The sequence below is a fragment of the Janthinobacterium sp. EB271-G4-7A genome (genome assembly GCF_020858075.1).
GTDB lineage: Bacteria > Pseudomonadota > Gammaproteobacteria > Burkholderiales > Burkholderiaceae_D > Janthinobacterium > Janthinobacterium lividum.
Map to the genome: position 1 here is coordinate 171,870 of NZ_JACYMI010000003.1, position 26,414 is coordinate 198,283.

General features: G+C 63.3%; 26 protein-coding genes. 17 read left to right on the forward strand and 9 right to left on the reverse strand.

All coding sequences use genetic code 11. From position 1 onward, the window contains the following. Nucleotides 1–12: 12 nt before the first annotated feature. Nucleotides 13–2,325 carry an FdhF/YdeP family oxidoreductase gene (locus IGS58_RS21215; RefSeq protein ID WP_230522622.1) on the reverse strand — a complete coding sequence of 771 codons (2,313 nt, stop codon included), beginning with the start codon at nt 2,323–2,325 and terminating at the stop codon, nt 13–15. Between the two features lie 167 nt (nt 2,326–2,492). On the opposite strand from IGS58_RS21215, the gene IGS58_RS21220 reads away from it, so the two are divergent. Further along, the gene (locus IGS58_RS21220; RefSeq protein ID WP_070255187.1) at nt 2,493–2,768 is read left to right on the forward strand and encodes an Rrf2 family transcriptional regulator; all 276 of its coding nucleotides are present in this window, start codon (nt 2,493–2,495) and stop codon (nt 2,766–2,768) included. Between the two features lie 115 nt (nt 2,769–2,883). Next, nucleotides 2,884–3,954, forward strand: coding sequence for a GTP 3',8-cyclase MoaA (gene moaA / locus IGS58_RS21225; RefSeq protein WP_230522778.1), 1,071 nt, complete (start codon nt 2,884–2,886; stop codon nt 3,952–3,954). 9 nt (nt 3,955–3,963) lie between these two features. Here moaA and IGS58_RS21230 read toward each other — a convergent pair whose 3' ends face one another. Beyond that, the gene (locus IGS58_RS21230) at nt 3,964–5,385 is read right to left on the reverse strand and encodes an aminotransferase-like domain-containing protein (protein ID WP_230522623.1); all 1,422 of its coding nucleotides are present in this window, start codon (nt 5,383–5,385) and stop codon (nt 3,964–3,966) included. A gap of 161 nt (nt 5,386–5,546) precedes the next feature. On the opposite strand from IGS58_RS21230, the gene IGS58_RS21235 reads away from it, so the two are divergent. The 6 genes from IGS58_RS21235 (at nt 5,547) to IGS58_RS21260 (ending at nt 11,933) form a co-directional block, all read left to right on the forward strand. After that, a complete protein-coding gene (locus IGS58_RS21235; RefSeq protein ID WP_230522624.1) occupies nt 5,547–6,509 on the forward strand; it encodes a Dyp-type peroxidase in 963 nt (320 codons plus the stop codon). Nucleotides 6,510–6,553: 44 nt separating this feature from the next. Continuing rightward, nucleotides 6,554–6,937 carry a hypothetical protein gene (locus IGS58_RS21240; RefSeq protein ID WP_070255181.1) on the forward strand — a complete coding sequence of 128 codons (384 nt, stop codon included), beginning with the start codon at nt 6,554–6,556 and terminating at the stop codon, nt 6,935–6,937. 108 nt (nt 6,938–7,045) lie between these two features. Next, complete coding sequence (gene msbA / locus IGS58_RS21245; RefSeq protein WP_034786660.1) at nt 7,046–8,881, forward strand: lipid A export permease/ATP-binding protein MsbA; 1,836 nt, start codon at nt 7,046–7,048, stop codon at nt 8,879–8,881. Between the two features lie 154 nt (nt 8,882–9,035). Then, nucleotides 9,036–10,166 (forward strand): toxin-antitoxin system YwqK family antitoxin, encoded by a 1,131-nt coding sequence (locus IGS58_RS21250; RefSeq protein WP_230522625.1) that lies wholly within the window; start codon nt 9,036–9,038, stop codon nt 10,164–10,166. A gap of 79 nt (nt 10,167–10,245) precedes the next feature. Beyond that, nucleotides 10,246–10,740, forward strand: a complete 495-nt coding sequence (locus tag IGS58_RS21255; RefSeq protein WP_230522626.1) for a MarR family winged helix-turn-helix transcriptional regulator — start codon at nt 10,246–10,248, stop codon at nt 10,738–10,740. A gap of 77 nt (nt 10,741–10,817) precedes the next feature. Further along, a complete protein-coding gene (locus IGS58_RS21260; RefSeq protein ID WP_230522627.1) occupies nt 10,818–11,933 on the forward strand; it encodes a toxin-antitoxin system YwqK family antitoxin in 1,116 nt (371 codons plus the stop codon). On the opposite strand, the gene IGS58_RS21265 is transcribed toward IGS58_RS21260, so the two are convergent. Continuing rightward, nucleotides 11,930–13,252 (reverse strand): chloride channel protein, encoded by a 1,323-nt coding sequence (locus IGS58_RS21265; protein ID WP_230522628.1) that lies wholly within the window; start codon nt 13,250–13,252, stop codon nt 11,930–11,932. The two genes, IGS58_RS21260 and IGS58_RS21265, sit on opposite strands and share 4 nt — an antisense overlap. An 86-nt stretch (nt 13,253–13,338) precedes the next feature. Continuing rightward, nucleotides 13,339–13,929: a LysR substrate-binding domain-containing protein gene (locus IGS58_RS21270; protein WP_230522629.1), complete on the reverse strand. Its 591-nt coding sequence runs from the start codon at nt 13,927–13,929 to the stop codon at nt 13,339–13,341. On the opposite strand from IGS58_RS21270, the gene IGS58_RS21275 reads away from it, so the two are divergent. Continuing rightward, nucleotides 13,928–14,098 (forward strand): zinc-binding dehydrogenase, encoded by a 171-nt coding sequence (locus IGS58_RS21275; protein WP_329958016.1) that lies wholly within the window; start codon nt 13,928–13,930, stop codon nt 14,096–14,098. The two genes, IGS58_RS21270 and IGS58_RS21275, sit on opposite strands and share 2 nt — an antisense overlap. 7 nt (nt 14,099–14,105) lie before the next feature. On the opposite strand, the gene nhaR is transcribed toward IGS58_RS21275, so the two are convergent. Further along, complete coding sequence (gene nhaR, locus IGS58_RS21280) at nt 14,106–15,005, reverse strand: transcriptional activator NhaR (protein WP_034786371.1); 900 nt, start codon at nt 15,003–15,005, stop codon at nt 14,106–14,108. 159 nt (nt 15,006–15,164) lie between these two features. Here nhaR and IGS58_RS21285 point away from each other — a divergent pair, with 159 nt between their 5' ends. Both IGS58_RS21285 and IGS58_RS21290 read left to right on the forward strand, forming a co-directional pair. Next, nucleotides 15,165–16,127 carry a TerC family protein gene (locus tag IGS58_RS21285; RefSeq protein ID WP_035826186.1) on the forward strand — a complete coding sequence of 321 codons (963 nt, stop codon included), beginning with the start codon at nt 15,165–15,167 and terminating at the stop codon, nt 16,125–16,127. 64 nt (nt 16,128–16,191) lie between these two features. After that, nucleotides 16,192–16,593 carry a tellurite resistance TerB family protein gene (locus IGS58_RS21290; RefSeq protein ID WP_034786369.1) on the forward strand — a complete coding sequence of 134 codons (402 nt, stop codon included), beginning with the start codon at nt 16,192–16,194 and terminating at the stop codon, nt 16,591–16,593. A 6-nt stretch (nt 16,594–16,599) separates the two neighbouring features. Here the strand turns inward: IGS58_RS21290 and IGS58_RS21295 are convergent, their stop codons facing one another. After that, entirely contained in the window at nt 16,600–16,953 is a 354-nt protein-coding gene (locus IGS58_RS21295) for a YnfA family protein (RefSeq protein WP_230522631.1), read from the reverse strand. An 89-nt stretch (nt 16,954–17,042) separates the two neighbouring features. Here IGS58_RS21295 and IGS58_RS21300 point away from each other — a divergent pair, with 89 nt between their 5' ends. Further along, nucleotides 17,043–18,311 (forward strand): glycerate kinase type-2 family protein, encoded by a 1,269-nt coding sequence (locus tag IGS58_RS21300; RefSeq protein WP_230522632.1) that lies wholly within the window; start codon nt 17,043–17,045, stop codon nt 18,309–18,311. 24 nt (nt 18,312–18,335) lie between these two features. On the opposite strand, the gene IGS58_RS21305 is transcribed toward IGS58_RS21300, so the two are convergent. Beyond that, entirely contained in the window at nt 18,336–19,352 is a 1,017-nt protein-coding gene (locus tag IGS58_RS21305) for a zinc-binding alcohol dehydrogenase family protein (RefSeq protein WP_230522633.1), read from the reverse strand. Nucleotides 19,353–19,578: 226 nt separating this feature from the next. On the opposite strand from IGS58_RS21305, the gene IGS58_RS21310 reads away from it, so the two are divergent. Next, nucleotides 19,579–20,493 (forward strand): LysR family transcriptional regulator, encoded by a 915-nt coding sequence (locus IGS58_RS21310; protein WP_034786365.1) that lies wholly within the window; start codon nt 19,579–19,581, stop codon nt 20,491–20,493. A gap of 44 nt (nt 20,494–20,537) precedes the next feature. Here the strand turns inward: IGS58_RS21310 and IGS58_RS21315 are convergent, their stop codons facing one another. Beyond that, nucleotides 20,538–20,915 (reverse strand): c-type cytochrome, encoded by a 378-nt coding sequence (locus tag IGS58_RS21315; protein ID WP_034786364.1) that lies wholly within the window; start codon nt 20,913–20,915, stop codon nt 20,538–20,540. Between the two features lie 248 nt (nt 20,916–21,163). Between IGS58_RS21315 and IGS58_RS21320 the strand changes: the two genes are divergently transcribed. The 3 genes from IGS58_RS21320 (at nt 21,164) to IGS58_RS21330 (ending at nt 25,177) form a co-directional block, all read left to right on the forward strand. Next, nucleotides 21,164–22,708 carry a DUF1800 domain-containing protein gene (locus IGS58_RS21320; protein ID WP_230522634.1) on the forward strand — a complete coding sequence of 515 codons (1,545 nt, stop codon included), beginning with the start codon at nt 21,164–21,166 and terminating at the stop codon, nt 22,706–22,708. Between the two features lie 20 nt (nt 22,709–22,728). Next, nucleotides 22,729–23,928 (forward strand): DUF1501 domain-containing protein, encoded by a 1,200-nt coding sequence (locus tag IGS58_RS21325; protein WP_230522635.1) that lies wholly within the window; start codon nt 22,729–22,731, stop codon nt 23,926–23,928. 88 nt (nt 23,929–24,016) lie between these two features. Continuing rightward, nucleotides 24,017–25,177, forward strand: a complete 1,161-nt coding sequence (locus IGS58_RS21330; protein ID WP_230522636.1) for an AI-2E family transporter — start codon at nt 24,017–24,019, stop codon at nt 25,175–25,177. Between the two features lie 106 nt (nt 25,178–25,283). Here IGS58_RS21330 and IGS58_RS21335 read toward each other — a convergent pair whose 3' ends face one another. After that, the gene (locus tag IGS58_RS21335; protein ID WP_010396348.1) at nt 25,284–25,508 is read right to left on the reverse strand and encodes a hypothetical protein; all 225 of its coding nucleotides are present in this window, start codon (nt 25,506–25,508) and stop codon (nt 25,284–25,286) included. A gap of 141 nt (nt 25,509–25,649) precedes the next feature. Between IGS58_RS21335 and IGS58_RS21340 the strand changes: the two genes are divergently transcribed. Further along, nucleotides 25,650–26,408, forward strand: a complete 759-nt coding sequence (locus IGS58_RS21340) for a phosphatase PAP2 family protein (protein ID WP_230522637.1) — start codon at nt 25,650–25,652, stop codon at nt 26,406–26,408. The last annotated feature ends 6 nt before the right edge of the window (nt 26,409–26,414 follow it).

The following is a 26,414-nucleotide window of genomic DNA, read 5'->3' on the forward strand; positions in this document are numbered from 1 at the left end:
GCGTTCTCCTGATCAACTGAGGGCGGCCGAAGGCGCCAGCAGCACGGGGATGGATTTGAAGGTCGGCGTGCGCGAGCCTTCGCCCACGCTGTCCAGCGGCACCAGCGGATTGGTTTCCGGGTAGTAGGCGCCGATGCAGCCGCGCGGAATGTCGTACTCGACCAGCAGGAAGCGGTCGGCGCGGCGGGCTATGCCGTCATGCCACACGCCGATCAGGTCGACCCAGTCGCCGGCCGCAAAGCCCAGCATGGCCAGGTCGTCCTTGTTGATGAAGACGACCCGGCGCTGGCCGAACACGCCGCGGTAGCGGTCGTCCATGGCGTAGATCGTCGTGTTGTACTGGTCGTGCGAACGCGTGGTCATCAGCACCATCAGACGCTCGCCATATTGCTGGCGCGCGCGGTGGATCGGTGTGTCGAGTTCGATGGCGTTGACGAGGAATTGCGCCTTGCCGCTTTGCGTCTTCCACACGCGTTCGCGCGAGGCGATTTCCAAGTGGAAACCGCCCGGCTTGGCCACGCGCAAGTTGTAGTCGAAAAAGTCGTCGAACACTTGTTCGATGGAATCGCGCAGCAACGCATAGTTGCCGGAAAAGCGCAGCCAGTCGATCTTTTCGCTGCCCAGGGTCGCCTGCGCCATGCCGGCCACGATGGCGATTTCCGAACGCAAATTGGGCGAGGCGGGCTGGTTCATGCCGAACGAGATGTGCACCATGCTCATCGAGTCTTCCACCGTCACGCCTTGCGCCACGCCCGCCTGCACGTCGATTTCCGTGCGTCCCAGGGTGGGCAGGATCAGCGCATCCTTGCCGTGCACCAGGTGGCTGCGGTTGAGCTTGGTGGCGATGTGCACGGTCAGGTCGCACGAGCGCAGCGCATCCCAGGTGCGCGGCGTGTCCGGCGTGGCCATCGAGAAATTGCCGCCGAGCGCGACAAACACTTTGACCTTTTTTTCCAGCATGGCTGCTATGGTGCCGACGGCGTCATAGCCGTGGTGGCGCGGCGGCTCGAAGTTGAAGACCAGGCCCAGGCGGTCGAGGAATTCCTTGGTCGGCTGTTCCTCGATGCCCATGGTGCGGTCGCCCTGCACGTTCGAGTGGCCGCGCACGGGGCACAGGCCCGCGCCGCGCTTGCCGATATTGCCTCGCATCATCATCAAGTTCGACAGGATTTGCACGGTGGCCAGCGAATTCTTGTGCTGCGTCACGCCCATGCCCCAGGTAGAGATGACGGCCTTGCCCTTCACATAGATTTGCGTGAGCTCTTCGATCTTGTCGCGCGCCACGCCCGATTCGGCCAGCAGCAAGTCCCAGCTTTCCGCGCGCAGGTCGGCCGCGAAGGCCTCGAAGCCCGTCGTGTGTTCGGCGATGAAGGCGCAGTCGAGCACGCGCTCCTGGCCGTGGGCGATGGCGTCGTCATCGAGTTCGACGACGCGCTTGGCCATGGCCTTGATCAGCGCGAAGTCGCCGCCCAGGGTGGGGCAGATGAACAGCGAGCAGATGTTCGTGCTGCCGCCCGTCAGCATTTCCAGCGGATGCTGCGGGCTGGTGAAGCGCTCCAGGCCCCGTTCGTGCAATGGGTTGATGGAAACGATGGTGGCGCCGCGGCGCGATGCTTCGCGCAATTCGCCCAGCATGCGCGGGTGGTTGGTAGCCGGATTCTGGCCGAACAGCAACAGGGTGTCCGCGTGCTCGAAGTCGTCGAGCAGCACCGTGCCCTTGCCGATGCCGACCGTTTCCGGCAAGCCACGGCTCGTTGCTTCGTGGCACAGGTTGGAGCAATCGGGAAAATTGTTGGTGCCGTAGGCGCGCACGAACAGTTGATACAGGAAGGCCGCTTCGTTGCTGGCGCGGCCCGACGTGTAGAAGGCGGCCTGGTTCGGGTCGTCCAGCGCATGCAGGTGGTGCGCCACGAGGGCGAATGCGTCGTCCCAGGCAATGGCCTGGTATTTGTCGCTGGCGGCGTCGTACACCATGGGGTCCGTCAGGCGGCCATGTTGTTCCAGATCATAGTCCGACTGTTCCATCAATGCGGTGACCGTGTGCTCTTCGAAAAATTCCGGGCGCACGCGCTTGCTCGTCGATTCGGCGGCCACGGCCTTGACGCCGTTTTCGCAGAATTCAAACGTCGACGCGTGTTCGCGGTCGGGCCAGGCGCAGCCGGGGCAGTCGAAACCGTCGGGCTGGTTTTGCTCGAACAGGGAGCGGTAATTGCCCGCGCTGACTTTTTCCTTGAACAGATTGATGGCCACATACTTGAGGGCACCCCAACCGGCCGCGGCATGGGTGTAGGGCGCGATGCGCGCGTCGGACTTTGGCTTGCTCATGATGACTCTCCTGGTGATGTGCGATGGGACAATCACATGGTAGGGGCGGCGGACTGCCCCTTAGGCGCACAGTTCCGGGTAAAAAAACAGAGTACAGATGGCAAGACGACGATGCCGGTCGCGCCGGCGCCGGCCGTGATCTATGATGTGGACAAGGAGAAAAGAACATGCAAAAGGAAGAAGGAATCGATGCGGCGCTGATCGCGCTGCTGGCGCTGCTGTGGGAAGCGCGCCAGGAGGCGCCGGTGAGACCATGGTCGCTGGCCAAGCTGGCCAAGCGGGCAGGAGTACAGATGAGCACTTTGCTGCGCCAGCTCAATGCGCTGTCCAGCGCGGGACTGGTGCTGGTGACCACGGCGGAGAGCGGCGGCGGCAGCGCGCTACTCAGCGCGGCGGGCGCGGAACTGTGCGCCAGCGTCTTTACTGCACCGCCAGCGGAATAGATCGCGTCTGTACTCTATCGGCTGGCGCCGGACTGTACCTCTTTGCCTGCTCCCATTCGTCCTATGCTGGACACAGACGAATGCACATCAAGGGGGAAGCACAATGAACACCATCATGTATCCGCAGCCAGCGCTCTGGCAGCCAGACTATAGTGAGCCATGCGTGGACATGCTGGGCCGCCCCCTGACGGACTTGCGCATTTCCGTCATCGACCAGTGCAATTTCCGCTGCACCTATTGCATGCCGGCCGAACTGTACCCCAGCGATTACCCGTTTCTTCCCTCCAGCGAGCGCCTGTCCTTCGCGCAGATCGAAACGATGGCGCGCGCCTTCGTGCGCCTCGGCGTCGATAAAATCCGCATCACGGGCGGCGAGCCGTTGCTGCGCAAGAACCTGGAACAGTTGATCGAGCGCCTGGCGCGCCTCACCACGCCGGACGGGCGCGCCGTGAGCATTGCGCTGACGACGAATGGCAGCTTGCTGGCGGCCAAGGCGCGCTCGCTGAAGGATGCGGGCCTGGAGCGGGTCACCGTCAGCCTCGACAGTTTTGACAACGGTATTTTCCAGCGCATGAATGGCGTCGACTTTCCCGTCGAGAAAGTGCTGCATGGGATTGAGGTAGCGCAAGCCGTGGGATTGAACCCCGTGAAGGTCAACATGGTCGTGCAGAAAGGCGTCAACGATAGCCAGATCGTGCCGCTGGCGCGCCATTTCCGCCATACGGGCGTGATTCTGCGCCTGATCGAATTCATGGACGTGGGCGGCATCGGCGCCTGGTCGCGCACGCATGTCGTCACGTCCGAGGCGGCGCGCGCGCTGATCGCGGCCGAATTCCCCCTCGTGCCGCTGGCCGAAGGCAAGCCTGTCTTGCACGAGACGGCCAGCCGCTACAGTTATCTTGATGGCGGCGGCGAAGTGGGTTTCATTTCCAGCGTGTCGCAACCGTTCTGCGGCGACTGCAGCCGCGTGCGCGTGTCGTCGGACGGCAAGCTGTTTACCTGCCTGTTCGCCCACGACGGCCTCGACCTGCGGCCCCGGCTTGACTCCGAGCAAGGGCTGGAAAACCTGTTGCGCCAGCACTGGCAGCGCCGTGGCGACCGCTACTCGGAAGTGCGCGGCGCACTGGCCCAGCTTGGCGGGCGCAAGCAGTATCCCACCGTGCGCATGTCGCTGGTGGGTGGGTGAAGGTTGCGCCTAGAGGAATTCGGTGATGAGTTTGCCCAGCAGAATGATCGCCTGTTCCACGCCCACGCTCCACGGATAGCTGTAGTTGAGGCGGATGCAATGCTTGTACGCTTGGCTGACGGAAAACATACGCCCTGGGCCCACCGTGATCTTGCATTCCAGCGCGCGCCGGTACAGCTGCATGGAGTCTATGTCGCCCGGCAGCTCCACCCACAGCACGTAGCCGCCCTGCGGGTGCGAGATTTTCGTGCCAGCAGGAAAGAAGCGCAGCACGGCGGCCGCCATGATGCGCGCCTGCTGGGCATAAGCCTTGCGGGTGCGGCGCAGATGCTGTTCGTAGCCATCGTTCTGCAGGTATTCGGCGATGGCCAGCTGCGGAAACGAGGAGGTGGCCAGGGTGTTGAGGAATTTGAGTTCTTCCACCTTGCCCCGGTAGCGTCCGGCCAGGGCCCAGCCCACGCGCTGCGCGGAACTGAGGCTCTTGGAAAACGAGGAGCAGTGCAGCACCAGGCCCTTGCGGTCGTACGATTTGAGCGAGGACGGATGGGCGTCGCCGTAATACAGTTCGTTGTAGACGCCGTTTTCGATGGCGGGCACGTCGTGCTGCTCCAGCAGCTGGACCAGGGCACGCTTGCGCTGGTCGGACATCTGAAAGCCCAGCGGATTCTGGAAGTTCGGCATCACCATGACGGCGGCGATGGGCTGCCGGGCCATGATGTCGGCCAGCGCCTCGATGCTGATGCCGTCGTACGGATCGGTGGACACTTCCACCACCTTCATGCCCAGCCGTTCGACGGCCATCAGCATGGCATAGAAGGTGGGCGACTCGACGGCGATGGTGTCGCCCGGCTTGGCCACGGCTTGCAGGCACAGGTTGATGGCTTCCGTGGCGCCCACGGTGACGATGATTTCGTCGGGATCGACGGCCAGGCCGTTCTCCATGTAGCGGCGGGCGATTTCGCGGATCAGCTGCGGATTACCCGGCGGCAGGTCGTCCGTCACGTTCCACGCGCGGTTGCGGCGCGCCACGGCGCCCGCATACTGGTTGATGCGTTCCCAGGGAAACAGCGAAGGGTCGGGGTAGGGCGAGCCCAGCGGGATGGCGTCGTGCAAGCCGATCGAGCGCAGGGTCGACAGCACCAGGCGGCTGACGTGCACTTCCGCCGGCACGGGGCTGGGATGCGACGCCTGCATGCACATGGCGGGCGCGGCCGTGTCGCTGGCGCGCGGGCGCACGAAGTAGCCGGACTGGGGCCGGCTTTCTATCACGCCCATGCTTTCCAGCTTGACGTAGGCGCGCAGCACCGTGGTGATGCTCAGCTTGTGCTGCTGGCTGGTCTGGCGCACGGAGGGAATGCGTTCGCCTGGCAAGAGCACGCCCTTGGCCACCAGTTGCTCGATGTCGCTGACGAGCTTTTCATACAATTTCATGCAATGGTATCCATTCTTTGATTCTTGCTCTACGTCATTGCATTATCTTCCAATTCATGAGCGAGGTATGCTTGCAATGAACGCATGTTGTCGAAATGAAACTGTCATCCCATACTTCTGGTTTACCATCCACATAGAAAACGAAAAAAGGAATATTGGTCATGGCAATTCCACAAAGCATGCTGTCCGTCGTCGCGCGCGACGAAGTGCATTTGCAGTTCAATGTGAAGGCCGGCGTTGACATGCGGCAGCTGTTCAGGGTGCTGGGCAAGCTGTGGGAGTCCGAGGTCACGGGCATTCTGGATCCCACCCTGAATCGCCACCATCAGTTGACGGGCGGCACGGCCAACGTGGTACTGGGATTCAAGCCCGAGCTGTGGCGCGCCGCTTGCCCGGGTTGCGTGCCGGACAATATGGCGTCGTTCGGGCAAGACCTGGTGGGCGCCAACGGCAAGACAGCGCCGGCCACCCAGCACGATTTCTGGGTCTGGATCACGCAGTCGAACGCGGCCACCCTGTACGACAGCATGTGCACGACGCTCACTTTGCTGAGTCCTTTCGCCGAGCTGGCCAGCGAGCAGGTGTGTTTTCCGTATCACAATAACGTGACGTTTGACGGCTTTGCCGACGGCGTCGCCAACCCGAATCCGTTTCGCGCCAACGGCGTGGCCATCATTCCGGATGGTGAAGCGGGCGCGGGCGGCTCCACCGTGCTGCTGCAGAAATGGCGCATGGATGTGGAACGCCTGCGCGCCTTGCCCGTGCACGCGGCGGAGCAGGTGTGGGGCCGCACCAAGGCCGGCAGCCATGAATTGTCGCCGCTGCCCGTCGATTCCCATGTGGGCCGTAACCAGTTCATCCGCGATGGCGAGGAAGTCGATATCGTGCGCCGCAATGCCAATTACGCCAATGCCAGCGAGGCGGGCGTCATGTTTGTCGGTTTCTGCAAGGACATCACGGTGACCATGGGCATGCTGCGGCAAATGTACGGCGTAGGCTATGATGGCGTCACCAAGACGGACCGGCTGCTGGATTTTTCCACGGCGCTGTCGTCGGCGATCTATTTTGTGCCCAGCATCGATGCCTTGCTGGCCGTGGGTATTTCGCCGGCGGATCCCGGCTGAGGGCCGTCCCGGCGGTCCCTATTTTTACTTTAAAGGAGTTTTCCATGCGTATTCGTCCCGCCACATTGCTGTCCGCCCTGATCTTCGGCAGCGTCGTCTTCAGCGCTTCCGCCTCCGCCGTCGGCCTGGGTTTCCTGGCCGATACGCCCATGGCTTACCTGAACAAGAACGACAAGCCCGTCTTCGTGAAGGCCGTCACCGACGTGCTCAATGACAAGAAGGATGGCGAAACCGTGCAATGGAGCAATGAAGGCTTGCGCAATTCCGTGCGCATCGCGGCCGAGATCACGGCCAGCGACACGGAAAAGACGGATGCGCAAACATGCCGCAAGGTGCAGGTTGCCTTGAACGCCAAGGGCCAGGAACAGACCCTCAAGCTGAAGGTCTGCAAGGCCGGCACGGCCGCGTGGAAAGTGGCGAAGAGCTGATTGCCCGTGCATTTCCCTTGCCGGTTCTGCACCGGCAAGGTGCGACTTTCTCATAAGTAAGTGTTGCAGCGGTTAGAATCACGCTTTACCCTCACTTTTCTCACCTGCATGCAGCAAAGTCGCCTCCTGTTTTTCCGCCTGGCCGGCCAGTTTCGCCGCTATGGCGCCATCGTTGCCGCCACCTTGCTGGCCGTGGGCGTGGCGTCCGCCACCGATGTGTTGTTAATCCGCCAGTTGCAAAACGTCGTCGACGCCATGCGCGCGACGGCCAGCACGCAGGTCGCGCCCGTGTCCGGCGTGATGGGCATGTTGCAGGGCTGGGTCGACCGTTTCTTGCCGGCACAGGCGGGGCAGGTGGACCTGTGGGTGATTCCCGCCACTATCCTGGGCCTGGCCGTGCTGCGCATGGTGTCGAGCTTTGCCGGCGATTATGGTTCCGTCTGGCTATCGAGCCGGGTACAGGCCGACCTGCGCGAAAAGATGTTCGCCACCATCATGCGGCTGCCCAGCCGCTTTTTCGATACCACCACCACCAGCTTGACGCAGTCGCGCGTGGCCTTCGACGCCAGCCAGGTGTCGCAGGCGGGCTTGAACGTGCTCAACGTGATGGTGCGCGATTCCGTCGCCACCGTCGGCTACTTGATTTTATTGTTCAGCATCGACGTGAAACTGGCCCTGTTCTGCATGGCCTCGATGCCCATCGTCGCCATCGTCGTGACCCTGGCGGGACGCCGCATGCGCCACCTGAGCAAGAGTTCGCAGCAAGCCGTGGGCGAGCTGACGTCCGTGCTGGACGAAAGCATAGCCGGCCAGCGCGTCGTGAAAATCTTTGGCGGCCAGGATTATGAACAGGCGCGCTTCGTCGACGTGGTCAAGCGCAACCGCCAGCTGGCCGTCAAGCACGCGGCTACCTCGGCCATGAATTCCGGCTTCATCATGATGCTCGTCGGCATTACCCTGTCATCCGTGATTTACTTCGCCATGCTGCGCGCGCAAAGCGGCGCCATCACGCCGGGCGCCTTCGTCGCCTTCATGGGCGCGCTGATGGCCATGCAGTCGCCGATCAAGAATTTGACGAAGATCAATGAGCCGCTGCAGCGTGGCCTGGCTGCGGCCGAGTCCGTTTTTGGTTTGATCGACACGCCGCTGGAACCGGACCCGGGCACAGTGGCCCCGGCCGCGGTGCAGGGCAATTTGTCCCTGCAGAACGTCCATTTCCGCTACAACAGCGACGATCCCGATGCACCCACGGCCTTGAGCAATATCACGCTCGACATCCGCGCCGGTGAGACGGTGGCCCTGGTGGGCGGTTCCGGCGGCGGCAAGACAACCTTGCTGGGCTTGCTGCCGCGCTTCTATGACGTCAGCGGCGGCCAGATCCTGCTCGACGGCGTCGACGTGCGCGACTACGCCTTGCTGGCCCTGCGGCGCCAGTTTGCCCTCGTCAGCCAGGATGTGATCCTGTTCAACGACACGATGGCGGCGAATATCGCGTATGGCGACCCGGCCCCGGACCAGGACCGCATCGAAGCATCGGCGCGTGCCGCGTATGCCCACGACTTCATTATGCAGTTGCCGCAAGGCTACGACACCCAGGCGGGGCAGAACGGTTCGCGCCTGTCGGGCGGACAACGCCAGCGCCTGGCCATCGCCCGCGCCCTGTACAAGGATGCGCCGATTTTGCTGCTCGACGAAGCGACCAGCGCGCTGGACACGGAGTCGGAGCGCTCCGTGCAGGCCGCGCTGGAAGTGCTGATGCGCAACCGCACCACCATCGTCATCGCCCACAGGCTGTCGACCATCGAAAGCGCCGACCGCATCGTCGTCATGCAGGGCGGGCGCCTGGTGGAATCGGGCAGCCATGCGGACTTGCTGCAGCAGGGCGGCGCGTATGCGCGCCTGCATGCGAGCCAGTTGTCGCCCGTCAAGGATGCCCTGGGCTGACGCCTGGCCCATCCTGCGCCTGCCCATGCGCCAGGCCGGAGCCGGACCAGCAGGTCCGTCCCGGCCTTTTTTCATGGGGCGGCAATCGTGCCTGCGGCGACCGGCGCTTGCCTTTATGATGGCAGCCGCAAAGCAACATGAACAATGGAGCAACATGAAGAATCAACAGACAATGCGCTGGCTGCTGGCCGCCGCGCTGGGTATGAGTACGGCCTTGCCGCTGGCGGCACAGGAAGATGCGCCGTTGCCGGCAACGGCTTCCGATCACGCGCAAGAAGAGGACAAGACCATGTATCTGGATGAAAATTTCATGCCAAGCAAGCAGCGCCGCGCCGTGTATGCGCTGCGCACGCCGCCCGTGCGCGACGAGGCGCTGGGCGCCTGGCATGTACGGCTTGAATTTCCCGACACGCCGGGCGTGCTCGCCTTTGAAACCTATGCCACGGACCTGGACCTGAGCCAGGTCAGATTTGTGCGTTTTCGCAAGTATTACTACGAGAATGGCCAGCTGCTGCGTGAAACCTATTTCAATGCCCAGGGCGAGGAGCTGCTCGGCGGCAGTGTGTACTTCGAGAGTGGGCAGGTCCAGCAGCGGGTGACCGCCTTGCCGAATGGGCGCGACAGCATATCGGAAAGGTATCACCAGAATGGCCAGCTGATGAGCCGCACGCTGTATCACGGCGACGAGATGGCCGATGGCGAGCAAGTGTCGTATGGCGCGAACGGGGCCGTCAGCAACCGCTCGTATCGACGCCATGGCCAGATGGATGGTGTGGAGGAATCGTTTTATGCCGATGGCAAGCTGTTCCGGAAGGGGCGGTACGTCGATGGCCAGCGCGAGGGCGAGTTCGTCATGTACGCGCAGGATGGCAAGGTGCTGGCCCGGACCGTCTGGGTGCACGGCCAACCCGACGGCTGGTCGTTTGAAAGCCATGGCAATGGCGTCGTGTCGAACAAGACGCTGTACCAGAAGGGTGCCGTGCTCAGCTTGCAAACGTGGGCCCCGAATGGCCGGCCCGTGTTTGCCTGGCAAAAAGACGCGCAGGGGCGCGACCACGGCGACACGACGGATTGGCATGCCAACGGCGCGCGCGCCAGCGTGACCCCGTTTGTCGAAGGCCAGCGCCACGGCTTGCTGCAGACGTGGTACGACGACGGCAGCCTGCGCCAGATCGTGCCGTACGAACACGGCAAGAAGCACGGCATCGAGCGCCACTGGGACAAGGCCGGCAAGCTGGTGCTGGAGCAGGCGTGGCAAGCCGGAGAGCCAGTTTCCATGCGCTAGGAGTCGTCCGCCTTTGCAGGTATCATGCAGGGATTCCGGCCCGCCAGCAGGCGTGAAGCCGGCGGGATAACTGGAGGCAATGGTGGTGGAAGCGGAAGTATCGGCGATGGCCAGGGCGCAAGGCATGGCCTTGCAAAACATGCGCGTCGTGATGCGCGCGGCGCAGCGCCACTCGGCGCAGATCGAGAAGCAATGCGGCGTATCGGGCGCGCAATTGTGGGTGATGCAGGAATTGCTGGAGCGGCCGGGCCTGCGCATGGGCGAGCTGGCCAGCAAGATGTCGATCCACCAGACGACGGCCAGCAACCTGGTTGAGGCGCTGGTCAAAAAAGCCTATGTGCGCAAGGCGCGCGACCAGCCCGACCAGCGCGTGGTGACCCTGACCCTGACGGCGGAAGGGCAGGCAGTGATCGCCGGCGCGCCGCAGCCGGCGCGCGGCTTGCTGCCCAGCGCGCTGAGCCAGCTCGATGTAGACAGCCTGGCGCACCTGAACCAGGGCTTGAGCGCCTTGCTGGCCGTCGTCGCTCCCGATGACAGGCAGGCGGGCATGCAACCGTTTCCGTTCACCATGTAATCACTGGCAAGCGTGTGGCTGGACCGCCGCGCTTGCCATTATCATCGGCGCTGTCGCACCGTTGATGAAAGCACGCATTGAAGATATTTACTTCCGTTTTGCTGGCCACCGTCCTGGCCGGTTCTTCCACCATTTGCATGGCCAATGAGTTGGCCATCCCGGCTTTGCTTTCCGGGCAATCGCCGGCCTCCCTCTATTTCGACGCGGATTACCAGCCCGCTGCGCCCGCTGCGGCCATGTACGAGCAGCGCGCACCGTTGCGCCACGATGCGGCCCGCCAGGCCTGGCATTGGCAGCTGCATTTCGCGCAGCCGCCAGGCAAGCTGCACATGGATGCCTGGCTGCGCAGCACGGACCTGGCGTCGCCCGGTTACGTCTACCAGCGCAGCGTGTATTTCGCCGATGGCCAGCTGGGCTTGCTGGAAGAGCGCAATGGGGAGGGAGACTTCGATGGCGTGAACGTGGAATACTATGCGGACGGCACGGTGAAAAGCCGCAAGGCTTACCGCGCAGGCGAGTACGAAGGCTTGCATAGCCACTATCATGCGAATGGCCAGCTGAGGCATGCATTGCTGTATCACGCGGGCCAGCCCGCCGATGGCGAATTCCTGAGCTTTGACGAGCATGGCCAGGTCAGCAACCGCGCGCATTTCGTCGATGGCGTGCTGACCGGTGAAGTGACGGCGTTTCATCCGGATGGCAGGCTGGCTGAGCGGGGACCGTATCTGGACGGCCAGCGCAACGGCCTGCACCAGGCCTGGTGGCCGGACGGCCGTGAAATGTCGCGCCTCAATTTCCTGCATGGCAAGCCGCAAGGCTGGTCGCTGCTGTATTTCGCGAATGGCCAGCTGGACCAGAAAAACCTGCTCGAGGATGGCGTCATGCTGAGCACGCAAAGCTGGCGCGACGATGGCACGCCGCTGCGCCAGCGCCAGCAGGATGAGCAGGGCCGCGCGCAGGGCGAGGACAGGCAATGGCATGCGAACGGCAAGCTTGCCCGGCTCGCTTCCTACCATGATGACGTGCCGCATGGCGCGTGGCGGGAGTGGCATGCGGACGGCTCGCCCCGCCATGCCGTGGATTACGTGCACGGGCGCAAGCAGGGCCTGGAACGGGCCTGGGCCGGCGACGGCACGCGCACCATCTGCGAGTGGCAGGATGGCCGCTTGCTGCGTGCCTGCCGCAGTTTCTAGCTTGCTGCCGCTGGCAAGCGTTGCAATTGCAGCTGCGCCAGCGCCCCGTACAGTGGTTCGCTGAGCACGCGCGACACCGTGCTGGCGACGACGGCGCAGGCCATCAGGCTCAGCACCATGCCGTGGCCGTCGACCATTTCCATGACAATGATGAAGGCTGTCAGTGGCGCCTGCGTGGCGGCGGCCAGGAAGCCCACCATGCCCAGCGCGATCAGGGCTGGCGCGTGCGGGTAGTGCAGCAGCACGGCGATATCGTGGCCAATGCCGGCGCCGATGGCCAGGGACGGTGCGAAGATGCCGGCAGGCACGCCCGACCAGACGGTCAGCCACGTCGCCACATACTTGAAGGCAACAAAGGCGGGGGAGGCATCACTGGCGCCTTCCAGCATGGCGCGCGTGGCCACGGTGCCGCTGCCGAACGTGGCGCCGTGGCTGGCGATGCCGATGGCCGCCACCAGCACGCCGCAGACGGCGGCGAACAGCACGGGACGGCCTGTTCTCCACGCAGACAATTTTCCCAGTGGATTGCCCCGGGCGGAGGCCAGCAGCAGCCGGGCGAACAGGCCGCCCGCCACGCCCGCGACCAGGGTCACGAGCAAGCCCGGCAAGGCCAGCGCCAGGCCGATGGGGCCGGGGTGGATGATGCCGAAGTGGGTGGCGTTGCCGTGGATCGACACGGCCATCATGCCGGCCAGCACGATGCCGGCGACGATGAGGCCGCTGTTGCGCTGTTCCGGCGAGCGTGACAGCTCCTCGATGGCAAACATGACGCCGGCCAGCGGCGTGTTGAAGGCGGCCGCGATGCCGGCCGCGCCACCGGCCACCAGCAGGGAATGGGCGCTCACCTGCGAGTGGCGGGGCAGCGCCCGGCGCGCGGCCAGCATCACTCCGGCGGCGATCTGCACGGACGGCCCTTCGCGCCCCAGGGACAATCCCCCCAGCAAGCCGCCGGCCGTCAGGCAGATTTTCGCGGCACTGAGTTTCAACGAGACAAACAAGGAGCGCTGTTCCGGCGCCACGGCAGGGTCCAGGGTCGCCATCACCTGCGGGATGCCGGAACCGGCCGCGCCCATCGCGTAGCGGCGCGTCAGCCAGACCAGCAGGGCGGCGCAGGCCGGCGTCCACAACAGGGCGAACCACCAGGCCTTGCCGTTAAAGAACAGAAACAGGTCCAGCGCTTCCTCCGCCAGCCACGTAAAGCCCACGACGACGAGGCCCGCGATGGCGGCCATGCCGACAACGACGGCGCGCGACCACCATAGGCGCGGGTTGGCAAATTCATGCTTGAAGGCAGAGGGAATATCGTGCAAGTGCTTCATTGCGGCAAGTCCAGGAAGGGGCGCGCAGGGCGTCGGGGAGACTTGCCATTATATAGATGTATTTGTTCAAATGTATTTCCTGTGCCTTATTTGTGGGCAAGAGGCGACAACAGCTGCGCCTCGGCCAGGAAATCGACGAGAGCCCGTACTTTCGGCGCCAGGTGCGGCCCGGACGGCCACAGCAGCCAGCAACTGTGGGCTGGATGGCCGGCGATCGCGTAGTCCCTCAGCACTTCGACCAGGCTGCCGTCATCGATGGCGCTGCGCACATGAAAGTCGGGCAGCCAGGCGATGCCCAGGCCTTGTCGGGCGAAGTGCAGGCGTGCTTCCACGTTGTTGCACACCATCGACAAAGGCAAGTCCGGTAGCGGCGCCTCGGCTTCCTGGTGCAGTTGCCATTGTTCGACCTTGCCGCTGTGGCGGAAGCGGTAGTGCAGGCAGGGATGGTGTTGCAGATCAAGAGGACGGCTGGGCGTGCCGTGGCGCGCCAGATAGGCGGGCGAGGCCACGAGGCAGGAGCGGAACTGCCCCAGCTTGCGCGCGGCCAGGCGCGAATCGCGGGGCTTACCGATGCGGATGACGGCGTCGAAGCCATCGCCGACGACGTCGGCCAGCGCATCGGAAAAATCCAGCTCGAGGGCGATGGCAGGGTGCCGTTGGGAAAATTCGGCCAACATGATCGAGCAACACCGGATTTTGCAGCGGGTGGCGCGGTTGCTGGATGAGGGCGTGCTGCGCCATACGCTGCAGCAGCGCCTGTCGCCGATGGATGCCGCCACCGTGTTGCGCGCGCATGCGTTGCTGGAGCGGGGCGGGCAGCCGGGCAAGATCGTCGTCAGCGATTGAATCTGGCTTACACGAACAGCTCGTGCCGCGCGCTCTGGCTGATGGCGATGGTGGCCGGGTGGCTCAGGCGCCGTTCCGTGGTGATCGCGTAGACTTGCTCGACGAGGCTGTCGACCCGGCCCAGCGCCACCACGGCGTACTGTTCGCAGACCTGGGGCGCGATCACGGTGGGCGCAAAGAACAGGCCGGCGCCGGACTGGCCGAAGGCCTTCATCATGGCGCTGTCGTCGAACTCGCCGACGATGCGCGGGTGCAGGTTGTTGTCGCCCAGCCACTGCAGCAAGCGTCCGTAAATGGCGAAGTCTTCTCCGGGCAGCAGCAGCGGCGCGCCATCGAGGCATTGCGGGAAGCTCCCCGTCAGGGTGGCGGCCAGCGCTGGCGTGCCGAACAGGGTCATGCCGCTTTCGCCCAGCAAATGGTTAAAGCCGCGCACGCTCAAGTGGGCCGGCATGGGACGGTCCGCCATGATCAGGTCGAGCCGGTGCACGGCCAGGTCCGCCAGCAGGCTGGCCAGCCGGCCTTCGCGGCAAATGATGCGCAGCGGTTCGGCCAGTCCCAGCGCCGGCGCGACGAGGCGGCAGGCGATCAGTTTTGAGACGGAATCGGCGCAGCCGACGCGGAAGGTCGTCGTCGTGGTGCGCGACTGGTCGCGCACGATTTCCAGCAATTCATCGCCCGTGCTGAAGATGCTTTCGGCATGGCTGAGGATGCGCCGGCCCGTGTCCGTCAATTCCAGCTGGCGCCCGCTGCGGCGGAACAGTTCCACGCCCAGGGTGTCGGCAAACTCGCTGAGCTGGCCGGAAATCGATTGCGGCGTCAGGTGCAGCTGCTCGGCCGCGCGGGCGATGCTGCCCGTCTTGGCCACCATCCAGAAATAGCGCAAGTGCTTGAAGTTGAGTGTCGACATGGTATTCCCCGGCAGATTAATACATCGAATTTTTCGATGTATTCTTAAATTATATTCGATTTGTTCGATGTTTATATTCGGACTATGATGGCTGCTCAATTCATGCAAGGAGAGTGCCATGGACTTCAGGATACAAACAGAGCATCGCGGAGGCCGCCGATGAACGGCCTGGAAAGTATTGCTACGGCACCCATGTGGGCCGGCTTCATCGCCTTTGTCCTGGTGATGCTGGCGCTGGACTTGTTCGTCTTTGGCGGCAACAAGGCGCACAAGGTCAGTGTCAAGGAAGCGGCGACATGGTCGCTCGTGTGGGTCAGCCTGGCCCTGCTGTTCAACGGCGGCCTGTGGTGGTATCTGAACGGCACGGCCGGTCCCGAGATCGCCAACCAGAAGGCGCTGGAATTTTTCTCCGGCTACCTGATCGAGAAAGCGCTGTCGGTCGATAACGTGTTCGTCTTCCTGCTGATCTTCAGCGCCTTCCAGGTGCCGATCCAGTACCAGCGCCGCGTGTTGATCTATGGTGTGCTGGGCGCGATCGTCATGCGCGCCGTGATGATCATGGCCGGCGCGTGGGTGGTGAGCGAGTTCAGTTGGGTGCTGTACCTGTTCGGCGCCTTCCTGTTGATTACCGGCATGCGCATGCTGGTGGCGGCCGACGCGGAGCCGGACGTGGCGAACAACCCCGTGCTGCGTTTTGCCCGCCGCCACTTGCGGGTGGCCGACGGCGACCACGGCGAGCGCTTCTTCGTGGCAAAGGGTGGCTTGCGTTATGTCACGCCGCTGTTCCTGGTGCTGATCCTGATCGAGGTGACGGACCTGGTATTCGCGGTTGACTCGATCCCGGCGATCTTCGCCATCACGACGGACCCGTTCATCGTCTTCACGTCGAACCTGTTCGCCATCATGGGATTGCGGGCCCTGTACTTCCTGCTGGTGGACGTGGCTGACCGCTTCCACATGCTCAAGTACGGCCTGGCGATGGTGCTGGTGTTCATCGGCGCAAAGATGCTGATCATGCCGTGGTACCACGTGCCGGTGGAAGCATCGTTGCTGGTGGTGGCAGTCCTGATCGTGTCGAGCTGCGTGGCCAGCGTGTTCATCACCCGCAGCGACAAGAAGTAAATGCTGTACGGCGCGCCCCGCACGGCGGTGGCGCGCTTTTTAACCTCACAATGGAAAAGAGATTATGCGTACGTATGAAGTAAACAGTCCCCAGGCAGCGGGACGTATCCTGGCCCTGATGATGGTGGTCGACGGCAACCTGGCCAGCGCCGAGCTGCAAGCCATGCACCGCAGCAAGATCCTCGAGCATATCGACCTGGCGCCGGCCGCCTTCCAGCAACTGCTGCAAGACTTGTGCGACGACATGCTGACGTCGACCGTGCATGGCGCCGTGCAGCTGGCCAATGGCGTGATCGACAGCCTGCTCGATGAAATCGATGACCCGGACTTGCGCCGCAAGCTGTTGCAAGCCATGTGGAAGATCGCCGATGCGGACGACTGGCTGGCCGATGGCGAAGCCGTCTTGCTGGCCCGCGCCAGCGCGGCATGGTCGGCGGAAACGAACTTCCGCGCGCATGCCGCCTGATGCACATCAAGCCGACTTGTGTCCCATCGCAATGACGGCGGCGCCGGCCAGGGCCAGGCCCACGCCGGCGATGTCCGTCCAGGCCGGCGTGACGCCGTCCACCAGCCACAGCCATCCCAGGGCCGTGGCGATATAGATGGCGCCATACGTGGCATACACCCTGCCGCTGGCGGCCGGGTGCAAGGTCAGCAGCCAGACGAAGATCAGCAGGCTGACGGCGGCCGGCAACAGCAGCCAGGCGCTGCCCTTGTTGCTCAGCCATAGCATGGGCAGGTAGCAGCCCAGCAGTTCGGCCACGGCCGTGACGGTAAACAGCCCGAAGGTGCGGGCCAGTCCAGTCCATTCAATTGCCTCGTTCATTGCATTCCTGTTTTTACCGTCGAGCAGCCATTGTAGCTGCCAGGTCGCCGGCCCTGCTATGATCGGGACCGGATCCCGGAGGAAACAAAATGACGACCACCCCAGTGCCACGCGCCTTGCTGCAAGCCATGTTCCAGGCCGCCATCGAAGCGGCCCAGCCATCGCACTGCATACCGCCCCATCTACCGCCGGCGCCCAAGGGGCGTTTGATCGTCATTGGCGCCGGCAAGGCGTCGGCCGCCATGGCGCAAGCCGTGGAGCGGCACTGGCCGGGGCCGCTGTCGGGCCTCGTCGTCACGCGCTATGGCTATGCCGTGCCGTGCGAGCGCATCGAGATCGTCGAAGCGTCGCACCCCGTGCCGGATGCGCCCGGCATGGACGCGGCGCGGCGCATGCTCGCGCTGGTCGCCAATTTGCAGCTTGATGACACGGTGCTGTGCCTGATCTCGGGCGGCGGCTCGTCCCTGCTGGCACTGCCTTTGGATGGCATCAGCCTGGAAGACAAGCAGGCGCTGAACCGCGCGCTGCTGGCGTCGGGCGCCACCATCGGCGAAATGAATTGCGTGCGCCGGCACTTGTCCGCCATCAAGGGCGGTCGCTTGGCGGCCGCCTGCCATCCGGCCCAAGTGGTGACGTTGGCCATTTCCGACGTGCCTGGCGACAAGCTGGGCGACATCGCTTCCGGCCCCACGGTGGGCGACGCCACTACGTGCGAGGACGCGCTGGCCATCGTGCGCCGCTATGGCATGGACTTGCCGGAAAGCATACGCAAAACGCTGGAAAGCGGGCGCGGCGAATCCGTGAAACCCGACGATCCACGCCTGGCGCGCACGCACACGACCCTGGTCGCCACGCCGCAGATGGCGCTCGAAGCGGCCGCTAGCGTGGCGCGCGCGGCCGGCGTCACGCCGTATATATTGGGCGACAGCCTGGAAGGCGAGGCGCGCGACGTGGGGAAAGTCATGGCCGGCATCGCGCTGCAAACGGCCGTGCGGGGCCAGCCGTTTCCCGCTCCGTGCGTGCTGTTGTCGGGCGGCGAAACGACGGTCACCGTGCGCGGCAACGGCCGCGGCGGGCGCAATGTGGAATTCCTGCTGGCGCTGGGCATCGCGCTCGATGGCCACGAGGGCATTCACGCGCTGGCCGGCGACACGGATGGCGTCGATGGCCAGGAAGACATCGCTGGCGCGTATCTGGCGCCCGACACCCTGCGGCGCGCCTGGGCGCTGGGCATCAAGCCACGCGACAGCCTCGACAACAACGATGGCCACGGCTTCTTCCAGGCGCTGGGAGACGCCGTGATCACGGGCCCGACATTGACGAACGTCAATGATTTCCGGGCTATCCTGATTACCTGATTACCTGATTACCTGATTACCTGATTACTGGAAACCTTCCAGCACAATCTTCCCTTTTGCCGTATTGCTTTCCAGCAGGGCATGCGCGCGCTTCAAATTCGCCGCGTTGATCGTGCCGAAGCGTTCGGCCAGAGTCGTCTTGATGGTGCCGGCATCGACCAGCTGCGCCAGCTCTTCCAGTAGATCATGCTGCTTGACCATGTCGGCCGTCTGGAACAGCGATCGGGTAAACATCAGTTCCCAGTGCAGGGACACGCTCTTGCCCTTGAACTTGCGCACGTCGATGTGCTCGGGGTCGTCGATCAGGGCGAACTTGCCCTGCGGCGCGATCAGTTCCACGATCTGCTCGAAATGCTTGTCGGTCTGGTTCAGGCTGATCACATAATCGACGGGCGGCAAGCCCAGGCGTGTGATCTCCTGTGCCAGCGGCAGGCTGTGGTCGATCACGTGGTGGGCGCCCAATTCCATCACCCAGTCCGCCGTTTCCGCGCGGGAGGCCGTGCCGATGATGGTGACTCCTGTCAACTGCCGCGCCAGCTGCACCAGCACGGAGCCGACGCCGCCGGCCGCGCCGATCACCAGCAGGGACTTGCCTGTCAGATTCCTGTCGCGGCTGAGCTGCAGGCGGTCGAACAGCAGTTCCCAGGCCGTAATGGCGGTCAAGGGCAGGGCGGCGGCCGGAGCGAAATCGAGGCTGGCGGGCATGTGGCCGACGATGCGCTCGTCGACCAGCTGGAATTCGCTGTTGCTGCCGGGGCGGTTGATGGCGCCCGCGTACCAGACTTTATCTCCCACCTGGAACAGGGTCACGTCTGGGCCGACGGCCGTGACGACGCCGGCTGCATCCCAGCCCAGCACTTCCGGCTGGCCCTCTTTCGGCGCGCGGTTCTTGCGCACCTTGGTGTCGACGGGATTGACGGAAATGGCCTTGACTGCGACGAGCAGGTCGCGCCCCGTGGCGACGGGCACGGGCAGCTCGATGTCGAGCAGGGCGTCGACATCCGTGATGGGCAGGCTGTGGTGGTAGGCGATGGCTTTCATATTCTTCCTTTGGTAAAACAGTGATGGAGTCGGGTAGGTCGGATTAGCGCGGCTGTACCGCGCGTAATCCGACACCACCATCGGCCACGCCAACAATGTTGTCGGATTACGGTCCTTCGGACCTAATCCGACCTACGCCATACAGGCTTGATGACGTATCATGGCCATTTTCTCGCCAGGGAAAAAGAGGGTACGTACCGAAACACTTTCAAAGGAATGCTGAAAATTGCTGCGACTCGATGACTTGCAGGTGTTTGTGCGCACGGCCGACCGGGGCAGTTTGTCGGCGGCCGCGCGCGAGATCGGCATTTCGCCCGCGCTGGCCAGCGCCGCCGTCAAGCGCCTGGAAGGGGAGCTGGGCTTGCGTTTGCTGGCCCGCACGACGCGTTCGCTGAGCCTGACGGCGGAAGGCACGCAATACCTGGAACACGCGCGGGAAGCCTTGCGCCTGCTGCGCGCAGGCCACGATGCGCTGCTGGCCGGCAAGGACAGTTTCGGCGGAACCTTGAAAATTGCCATGCCCTCCGACCTGGGCCGCAACCTGATGCTGGGCTGGCTGGACGAATTCCAGTCGCGCCATCCGAAACTGCACTATCAGCTCAGCGTCAGCGACCGGGTGGCCGACATGGTGCGCCAGCAAGTCGACGTGGCCATCCGCTATGGCCAGCAAGACGATTCGAGCATGGTCGCCATGCCGATCGCGCCCGCCAACGACCGGGTGCTGGTGGCGTCGCCCGCCTACCTGCGCGAACATGGCCCCCTGCTGGCGCTGGAAGATTTGTCGCAACGTAATTGCCTGCGCTTTGCGCTGGAAGACGGCTTGCACGACCGCTGGACCTTTTACCGCCTGCCCCAGCGCGAGCAAGTGACGGTGTCCGTGAGCGGCAACCGCAGCGCCGACGACGCCGACCTAGTGCGGCGCTGGGCCGTGGCGGGGCTGGGCATCGCCTACAAATCACGGCTCGACGTGGCGGGCGACCTGGCCGCCGGCCGTCTGCAAGCGCTGTTGCCCGGCGTGGCGGGCGAAGCCACGCCCTTGCACTTGGTCTGCACGCACCGGGCGCAGGTGACGCCGCTGGTGCTGCAGCTGCGCGATTTCCTGCGCGACCAATGTGCTGAGCTATTGAAACAGCATGATTGACGGTGGATTGCTCATTTGCGATGTTCCCGCCGCTCAGCCTGATTTCATCGATTTTTTAGAATCACGTCACTCATGTATTGATTCAAATCGCGAAAATCCTTCACCCGCCAGGCATATGGCGCGATCTTGACGCCATTCTCTTTCAAGGTCTTTGGAATCAAATCGCCATTCGGACGCAGTATGACCGACGATACAATCACGCCCGGATAATCTTTCAGGCGTTTTTTGAAAGCGGCGGTGGTCAGGTCCGGCGTGGGAGGATTGCTTTTATTCGCCAATGGCCCGGTTCCCTTGATCTCTGCTCCATGGCACACGGCGCATCTCTGCACATACAGCGTTTTCCCGTTGAGATTTTCCCCGAAGGAGGATGGTGTTTGAATCAGCGATAACATTCCGAATGCAGCGATAAACAATATTTTCATCTATTTTCAATATGACTTTTGTATGGATAATGTCTGGTTCAAGAGAAAATACGCAGCTGCCATTGCAATACGCCATTCTCCCGATAATATTTTATCCGAGATTATTCACTGCTCATGTACCCGTACCCGCGAGAAGTTGGTTAATGAGTAATCCTGCTTGATTACAACTCGTTGCAAATGGCAATCATGCGCAGGTCAACCTGGGCGTACCCTCAAGCATTCTGCATGAAACCGCTTGAAGGACCGCCATGACCCCACACCGATTATTGCCGACGACCTTGATTTCCCTGCTGTTGCTGGCCGGCTGCGCCGCAACCGAACCTGCCGTCCCGGCCGGTCATCGCGCGCAAACCAGTTCCACGCAGGACATCGCCATGCTGGAACGGATCAGCTGGGGCGTGAACGGGGGCAGCGTGCGCCAGGTGCAGGCGCAAGGCTGGAACGCTTATTTGCAGGCGCAGTTGCATCCAGGAAAAGCGGCCTTGCCGCCGGCCATCGCCGCGCAAATCGACGCCATGACCATCAGCCAGGTGCCGCTCGATCAATTGGTGCTTTCTATGGAGCAAAAGCGCAAGGAGTCGGCCGGTGTCATGGACGACATGGCGAAGCAGCAGGCGCAAAAGGAGTACCAGCAGGAACTGAACCGCCTGGCGCGCGAGGCGGCCACGCGTTCGCTGTTGCTCGATGTGTATTCACCGAACCAGCTGCAGCAGCAACTGAGCTGGTTTTGGCTCAACCATTTCAGTGTGCACCAGGGCAAGCACAACTTGCGCGCCATGGTCGGCGATTACGAGGCGAACGCCATCGCGCCGCACGCGCTGGGGAAATTTCGCGACTTGCTGGGCGCCACCGTCCACCATCCGGCCATGCTGCGCTACCTGGACAATGAAGCCAACGCCGCCAAGCGCATCAATGAAAACTATGCGCGCGAGCTGATGGAGCTGCACACCCTGGGCGTCAACGGCGGCTACAGCCAAGCGGATGTGCAGGAACTGGCGCGCATCCTGACGGGCGTTGGCGTGAATTTGGGCGCGGACACGCCGAAGGTGAAACCGGCGCTGCAATCGCAATACGTGCGCCGGGGCTTGTTTGAATTCAATCCGAACCGCCACGATTACGGCGATAAGCAATTCCTGGGGCAAACGGTGAAGGGAAGGGGATTGGCCGAGCTCGATGAAGCGCTGGACCGCCTCAGCCGCAGTCCGGCCACCGCGCATTTCATCAGCGGCAAGCTGGCCCAGTATTTCGTCGGCGACAATCCGCCCGCACCGCTGGTGGCGCGCATGGCCGCCACCTTCCAGCAGGGCGATGGCATGATCGCCGACGTGTTGCAAACCATGTTCAGCAGCCCGGAGTTCAAGCAGTCGCTGGGCAAGAAATTCAAGGACCCCATGCATTATGTGGTGTCGGCCGTGCGCCTCAGCTATGACGACAAGCCCATCCTGAACGCGGGCCCCATGCTGAGCTGGCTCTCGCGCATGGGCCAGCCCCTGTACGGACGCCAGACGCCGGACGGCTATCCGCTGGCGGACGCCTCCTGGGCCAGCCCCGGCCAGATGACGACGCGTTTCGATATCGCCCGCACCATCGGCTCGGGCAGCGCCGGCCTGTTCAAGACGGATGGCCCGCAGCCGCAGGAAAAAGTGGCCTTCCCGCAACTGGCCAGCGCCCTGTATTACCAGTCGCTGCAGCCAGCCCTGAGTCCGGCCACGCGGCTGGCCCTGGAACAGGCCGCCTCGCCGCAGGAGTGGAATACCTTCCTGCTCTCGTCACCCGAAATGATGCACCGCTAAGTTGAAACCGGAGGATTGCCATGAATCGTCGTGACTTGTTAAAAGCCCTGGCCGCCGCACCCTTGCTGACCCATGCGGGCAGTCTGCTGGCAGCACCGGCCACGGATGCGAAGCTGCTGTTCGTCTTTTTGCGCGGCGGCTATGATGCGAACAACTTGCTGGTGCCGGTCGGCAGCGATTTTTACTATGCGGCGCGGCCGAATATCGCCATTGCGAAACCGGGTGAGGAAAACGGCGCGCTGGCCTTGAACGCTGACTGGGCCTTGCATCCAGCCTTGCGCGAGACCATCTACCCCATGTTCACGGGCGGCGAGGCGGCCTTCATCCCGTTTGCGGGCACGACGGATTTGACGCGCAGCCATTTTGAAACGCAGGACACGATCGAGCTGGGGCAAGAGATCAACACGCGCCGCGACTTCCGTTCGGGTTTCCTGAACCGCCTGGTACAGACCTTGAATGGCAGCAAGGCCAATCCGCTCAATCCCGCCATCGCCTTCACGGACCAGCTGCCGCTGATCTTCCAGGGCGGCGTGCAAGTGCCGAACATGGCGCTGCGCTCGGTGGGCAAGTCCGGCATTGATGCGCGTCAAAGCCAGATCATCGCCGCCATGTACCGGGGTACGCCCCTGCAGCAACCCGTCAGCGCGGGCTTTGTCGTGCGCGACGACGTGACGAAGGAGTTGACGGGGGAGATGCAGGCGGCCAACCGCAACGCCATCAGTACCAAGGGCTTTGAACTGGAGGCGCAGCGCATCGCCCGTTTGATGAAGGATAAATACAACATCGGCTTCGTCGATGTGGGCGGCTGGGATACGCACGTGGGGCAGGGCGGCGCCAGCGGCTACCTGGCGGGGCGCTTCGATGAGCTGGGACGGGGGCTGTCAGCGTTTTCGCAGGAAATGGGCAGCGCTTGGCGCCATACCGTGGTGGTGGTGGTCAGCGAATTTGGCCGCACCTTCCGCGAAAACGGCAACCGCGGCACGGACCATGGCCACGGCAGCGTGTTCTGGGTGCTGGGCGGCGGCATCAAAGGCAAGCAGGTGGCGGGCGAGCAAGTGGCGATTGCGCAGGCGACGTTGTTCCAGAACCGCGACATGCCCGTGCTGAATGAATACCGGGCCGTGCTGGGCGGCTTGCTGCGCCGCACGTTCGGCTTGACCTCGGCGCAGCTCGATCACGTGTTTGCCGGCGTGAAACCGGCGGAGCTGGGGCTCGTGTAAATGGGAATGCCACCGTGTTACGCTACGCCTGCGCAACTGGCGCGTAGCGAAACCGGCGGCTTGTGGCGCCGGGCACGAATGGAGTGGCATGAACGATACCCAGCGCGATATTGTCAGCGCAGGCTTTTCCCTGGCCTTGATCGCCGTGACGGCCTTCGTCATGCAGCGTTTCTTTTTGCCGCTCGTGTGGGCCGGCATCCTGTGCGTGGCTACCTGGCCCTTGTACCTGCGCGTGCGCGCGGCGCTGGGCCAGCGCACCATCGTCGCGGCAGCCGTGCTGACCCTGGCGTTCGCCTGCATCTTCATCATTCCCGTGCTGTTCGGCGTGGCGCAGGCGGCGCGCGAAGTGCCCGTGCTGGCCAATTTCATCGTGCATGCGAATGCCGACGGCTTGCCCGTGCCGCACTGGGTGGCGCATATTCCGCTGGCCGGCAGCGCCATCGGCGACTGGTGGCTGGCCACCCTGAGCCAGCCGCACGGCCTGGGCCACTTCTTTGCGGGCAGCGCCGTGGGCGGCTTTCATTCCGCGCGCGACATGCTCAAGGTGCTGGGGGCGGACGTGTTCCATCGCCTGGTCGACTTCGGCCTGGCGTTTTTATGCCTGTTTTTCTTTTACAAGGATGGCGAAGCGCTGACGCGCCAGATCACGGCCGTCGGCAGCCATTTTTTGCGTCCCGAACGGTGGGGCCGGTATGCGCAAAAGATCCCCACGGCCATCCGCGCCACCGTCAACGGCCTGGTACTGGTGGGCCTGGCCGAAGGCGTGCTGATCGGCATCGCCTATGCGGTTGCCGGCTTGCCGTCGCCTGCCCTGTGGGCTTTTGCCACGGGCATCCTGGCCATCATCCCGTTCGGCGCGCCGCTCGCTTACCTGTGCGCGGCCGCCTTGCTGGTCTTCCAGGGCAATGTGGGCGCCGCCATCGGCGTGGCCGTGTGGGGCACCATCGTGCTGTTTGTGGCCGACCACTTCGTGCGCCCCGGCATGATCGGCAACGCTACCCGCTTGCCCTTCCTGGCCGTGCTGTTCGGCATCCTGGGCGGCGTGGAAACCCTGGGTCTCGTGGGCCTGTTCATCGGTCCCGTCGTGATGGTGCTGTTCGTTACACTGTGGTACGAAGCGAATGCGACTGACAACGTACCGCCTGCCAACATGCCTTCCAGCATAGCTGCCGACGCAGGTGCCGACGCACTGGCCGGTACAGCTGCCGAAACACCTGCCAGCCCGGCCGCGCCGGAACGCACACAGTAGTGAGGGGTCGGTCAGCGTGCCGCTGGCCGGTACTGAGGCGTTCCCGGCGTGGCCGGACGGAGCTGACTTGATAACAGGGTGCGAACACCTTGTTTTAAAGTCATTCTTAATGTGCCTTGGATAAAATGAGGAGCCAACGGCGCATCAGCAGCACTTCAACATAGCCCGGCTCGATGCCCGTACCGCACTCGATCAAGGGATTGACGGTGTAGTAGCGCTTGCGGAAGTCGCGGCAGACGAGGATTTCGCGCTTGCCCATGCGGACGAGGAAAGAGCTTGGGGCGTATTCCAGGCCGAACCGTGAGCCAAAACCGCTATTCAATGTTGCCATGACAATTCCTTTGAGGGAGATGTGTTGAACGAGTCATCAGAATAGCATAAGTACTGTATGAATACACAGCTACTGTATGAATAAACAGTATTTTTTTACTGGTGTGGTTTTTTTGATCAGCACCAGGAACATGAAAGAGAGATGAGTTTGCAAGAGAAAAATGACATGGGCATGACCACGGGCTGGACCACGAAACTGCGCCGCTTCGTCGAGGCGCGCCTGTCGCCCGAAGGCGAGCTGGGCCTGCATATGACGGTGGGCGTGGCGTTGATGCTGGTGGCCATCGTGGTGTTTCACGAAATCGCCGAAGCCGTTATGGGCATGGCCCGGATCACGGTGATCGACTTGCAGGTGGCGCACTGGTTCAACCAGCATGCCGTGCCGTGGATCACCAGCTGCCTGCTGGTCGTCACGCACATGCATGGCGTGATCGGCGCCATCACCCTGGCCGTCTTGCTGGGATGGTATCTGCACCGCAAGGGCGCCGATTACTGGCTGTTTACCCTGGTCATCACCATGCCGGGCGTCATGTTTTTGAACCTGCTGCTAAAGTACATTTTTGTCCGCGCGCGGCCCAGCTTTGACGAGCCCATCTTGCAGACGGCCCTGAGCACGTACAGCTTTCCCAGTGGCCATACGGCCACCTCGACAGCCCTGTACGGCTTGCTGGCCGCCTACCTGATTTGCCAGACGGCACCGGGCGCGTGGGGCAAGCGCATCGCCATTGCGCTGGGTGCTTTCCTGATGGCGTCACTCGTGGGCTTCAGCCGCATTTACCTGGGCGCGCATTACCTGAGCGATGTGCTGGCGGCCATGGCGGAAAGCTATGGCTGGCTGGCCATCTGCATCGCCGGCGTGTCGACCCTGCGCCGCCGCCGGCATATCCGGCAAACCAAATAAGGGGTA

Bases quoted from the DNA above. Each gene is read 5' to 3' on its own strand.
- IGS58_RS21270 (WP_230522629.1), bottom strand. From the start codon at position 13,929: ATGTTGGCCGAATTTTCCCAACGGCACCCTGCCATCGCCCTCGAGCTG.
- IGS58_RS21335 (WP_010396348.1), bottom strand. From the start codon at position 25,508: ATGGCAACATTGAATAGCGGTTTTGGCTCACGGTTCGGCCTGGAATAC.
- IGS58_RS21230 (WP_230522623.1), bottom strand. From the start codon at position 5,385: ATGAAATTGTATGAAAAGCTCGTCAGCGACATCGAGCAACTGGTGGCC.
- IGS58_RS21290 (WP_034786369.1), top strand. From the start codon at position 16,192: ATGCGTACGTATGAAGTAAACAGTCCCCAGGCAGCGGGACGTATCCTG.
- msbA (WP_034786660.1), top strand. From the start codon at position 7,046: ATGCAGCAAAGTCGCCTCCTGTTTTTCCGCCTGGCCGGCCAGTTTCGC.
- IGS58_RS21325 (WP_230522635.1), top strand. From the start codon at position 22,729: ATGAATCGTCGTGACTTGTTAAAAGCCCTGGCCGCCGCACCCTTGCTG.
- IGS58_RS21305 (WP_230522633.1), bottom strand. From the start codon at position 19,352: ATGAAAGCCATCGCCTACCACCACAGCCTGCCCATCACGGATGTCGAC.
- IGS58_RS21240 (WP_070255181.1), top strand. From the start codon at position 6,554: ATGCGTATTCGTCCCGCCACATTGCTGTCCGCCCTGATCTTCGGCAGC.
- IGS58_RS21340 (WP_230522637.1), top strand. From the start codon at position 25,650: ATGAGTTTGCAAGAGAAAAATGACATGGGCATGACCACGGGCTGGACC.
- IGS58_RS21300 (WP_230522632.1), top strand. From the start codon at position 17,043: ATGACGACCACCCCAGTGCCACGCGCCTTGCTGCAAGCCATGTTCCAG.
- IGS58_RS21285 (WP_035826186.1), top strand. From the start codon at position 15,165: ATGAACGGCCTGGAAAGTATTGCTACGGCACCCATGTGGGCCGGCTTC.
- IGS58_RS21215 (WP_230522622.1), bottom strand. From the start codon at position 2,325: ATGAGCAAGCCAAAGTCCGACGCGCGCATCGCGCCCTACACCCATGCC.
- IGS58_RS21275 (WP_329958016.1), top strand. From the start codon at position 13,928: ATGATCGAGCAACACCGGATTTTGCAGCGGGTGGCGCGGTTGCTGGAT.
- IGS58_RS21265 (WP_230522628.1), bottom strand. From the start codon at position 13,252: ATGAAGCACTTGCACGATATTCCCTCTGCCTTCAAGCATGAATTTGCC.
- IGS58_RS21320 (WP_230522634.1), top strand. From the start codon at position 21,164: ATGACCCCACACCGATTATTGCCGACGACCTTGATTTCCCTGCTGTTG.
- moaA (WP_230522778.1), top strand. From the start codon at position 2,884: ATGTATCCGCAGCCAGCGCTCTGGCAGCCAGACTATAGTGAGCCATGC.
- IGS58_RS21330 (WP_230522636.1), top strand. From the start codon at position 24,017: ATGAACGATACCCAGCGCGATATTGTCAGCGCAGGCTTTTCCCTGGCC.
- IGS58_RS21255 (WP_230522626.1), top strand. From the start codon at position 10,246: ATGGTGGTGGAAGCGGAAGTATCGGCGATGGCCAGGGCGCAAGGCATG.
- IGS58_RS21295 (WP_230522631.1), bottom strand. From the start codon at position 16,953: ATGAACGAGGCAATTGAATGGACTGGACTGGCCCGCACCTTCGGGCTG.
- IGS58_RS21220 (WP_070255187.1), top strand. From the start codon at position 2,493: ATGCAAAAGGAAGAAGGAATCGATGCGGCGCTGATCGCGCTGCTGGCG.
- IGS58_RS21250 (WP_230522625.1), top strand. From the start codon at position 9,036: ATGAAGAATCAACAGACAATGCGCTGGCTGCTGGCCGCCGCGCTGGGT.
- IGS58_RS21235 (WP_230522624.1), top strand. From the start codon at position 5,547: ATGGCAATTCCACAAAGCATGCTGTCCGTCGTCGCGCGCGACGAAGTG.
- IGS58_RS21315 (WP_034786364.1), bottom strand. From the start codon at position 20,915: ATGAAAATATTGTTTATCGCTGCATTCGGAATGTTATCGCTGATTCAA.
- nhaR (WP_034786371.1), bottom strand. From the start codon at position 15,005: ATGTCGACACTCAACTTCAAGCACTTGCGCTATTTCTGGATGGTGGCC.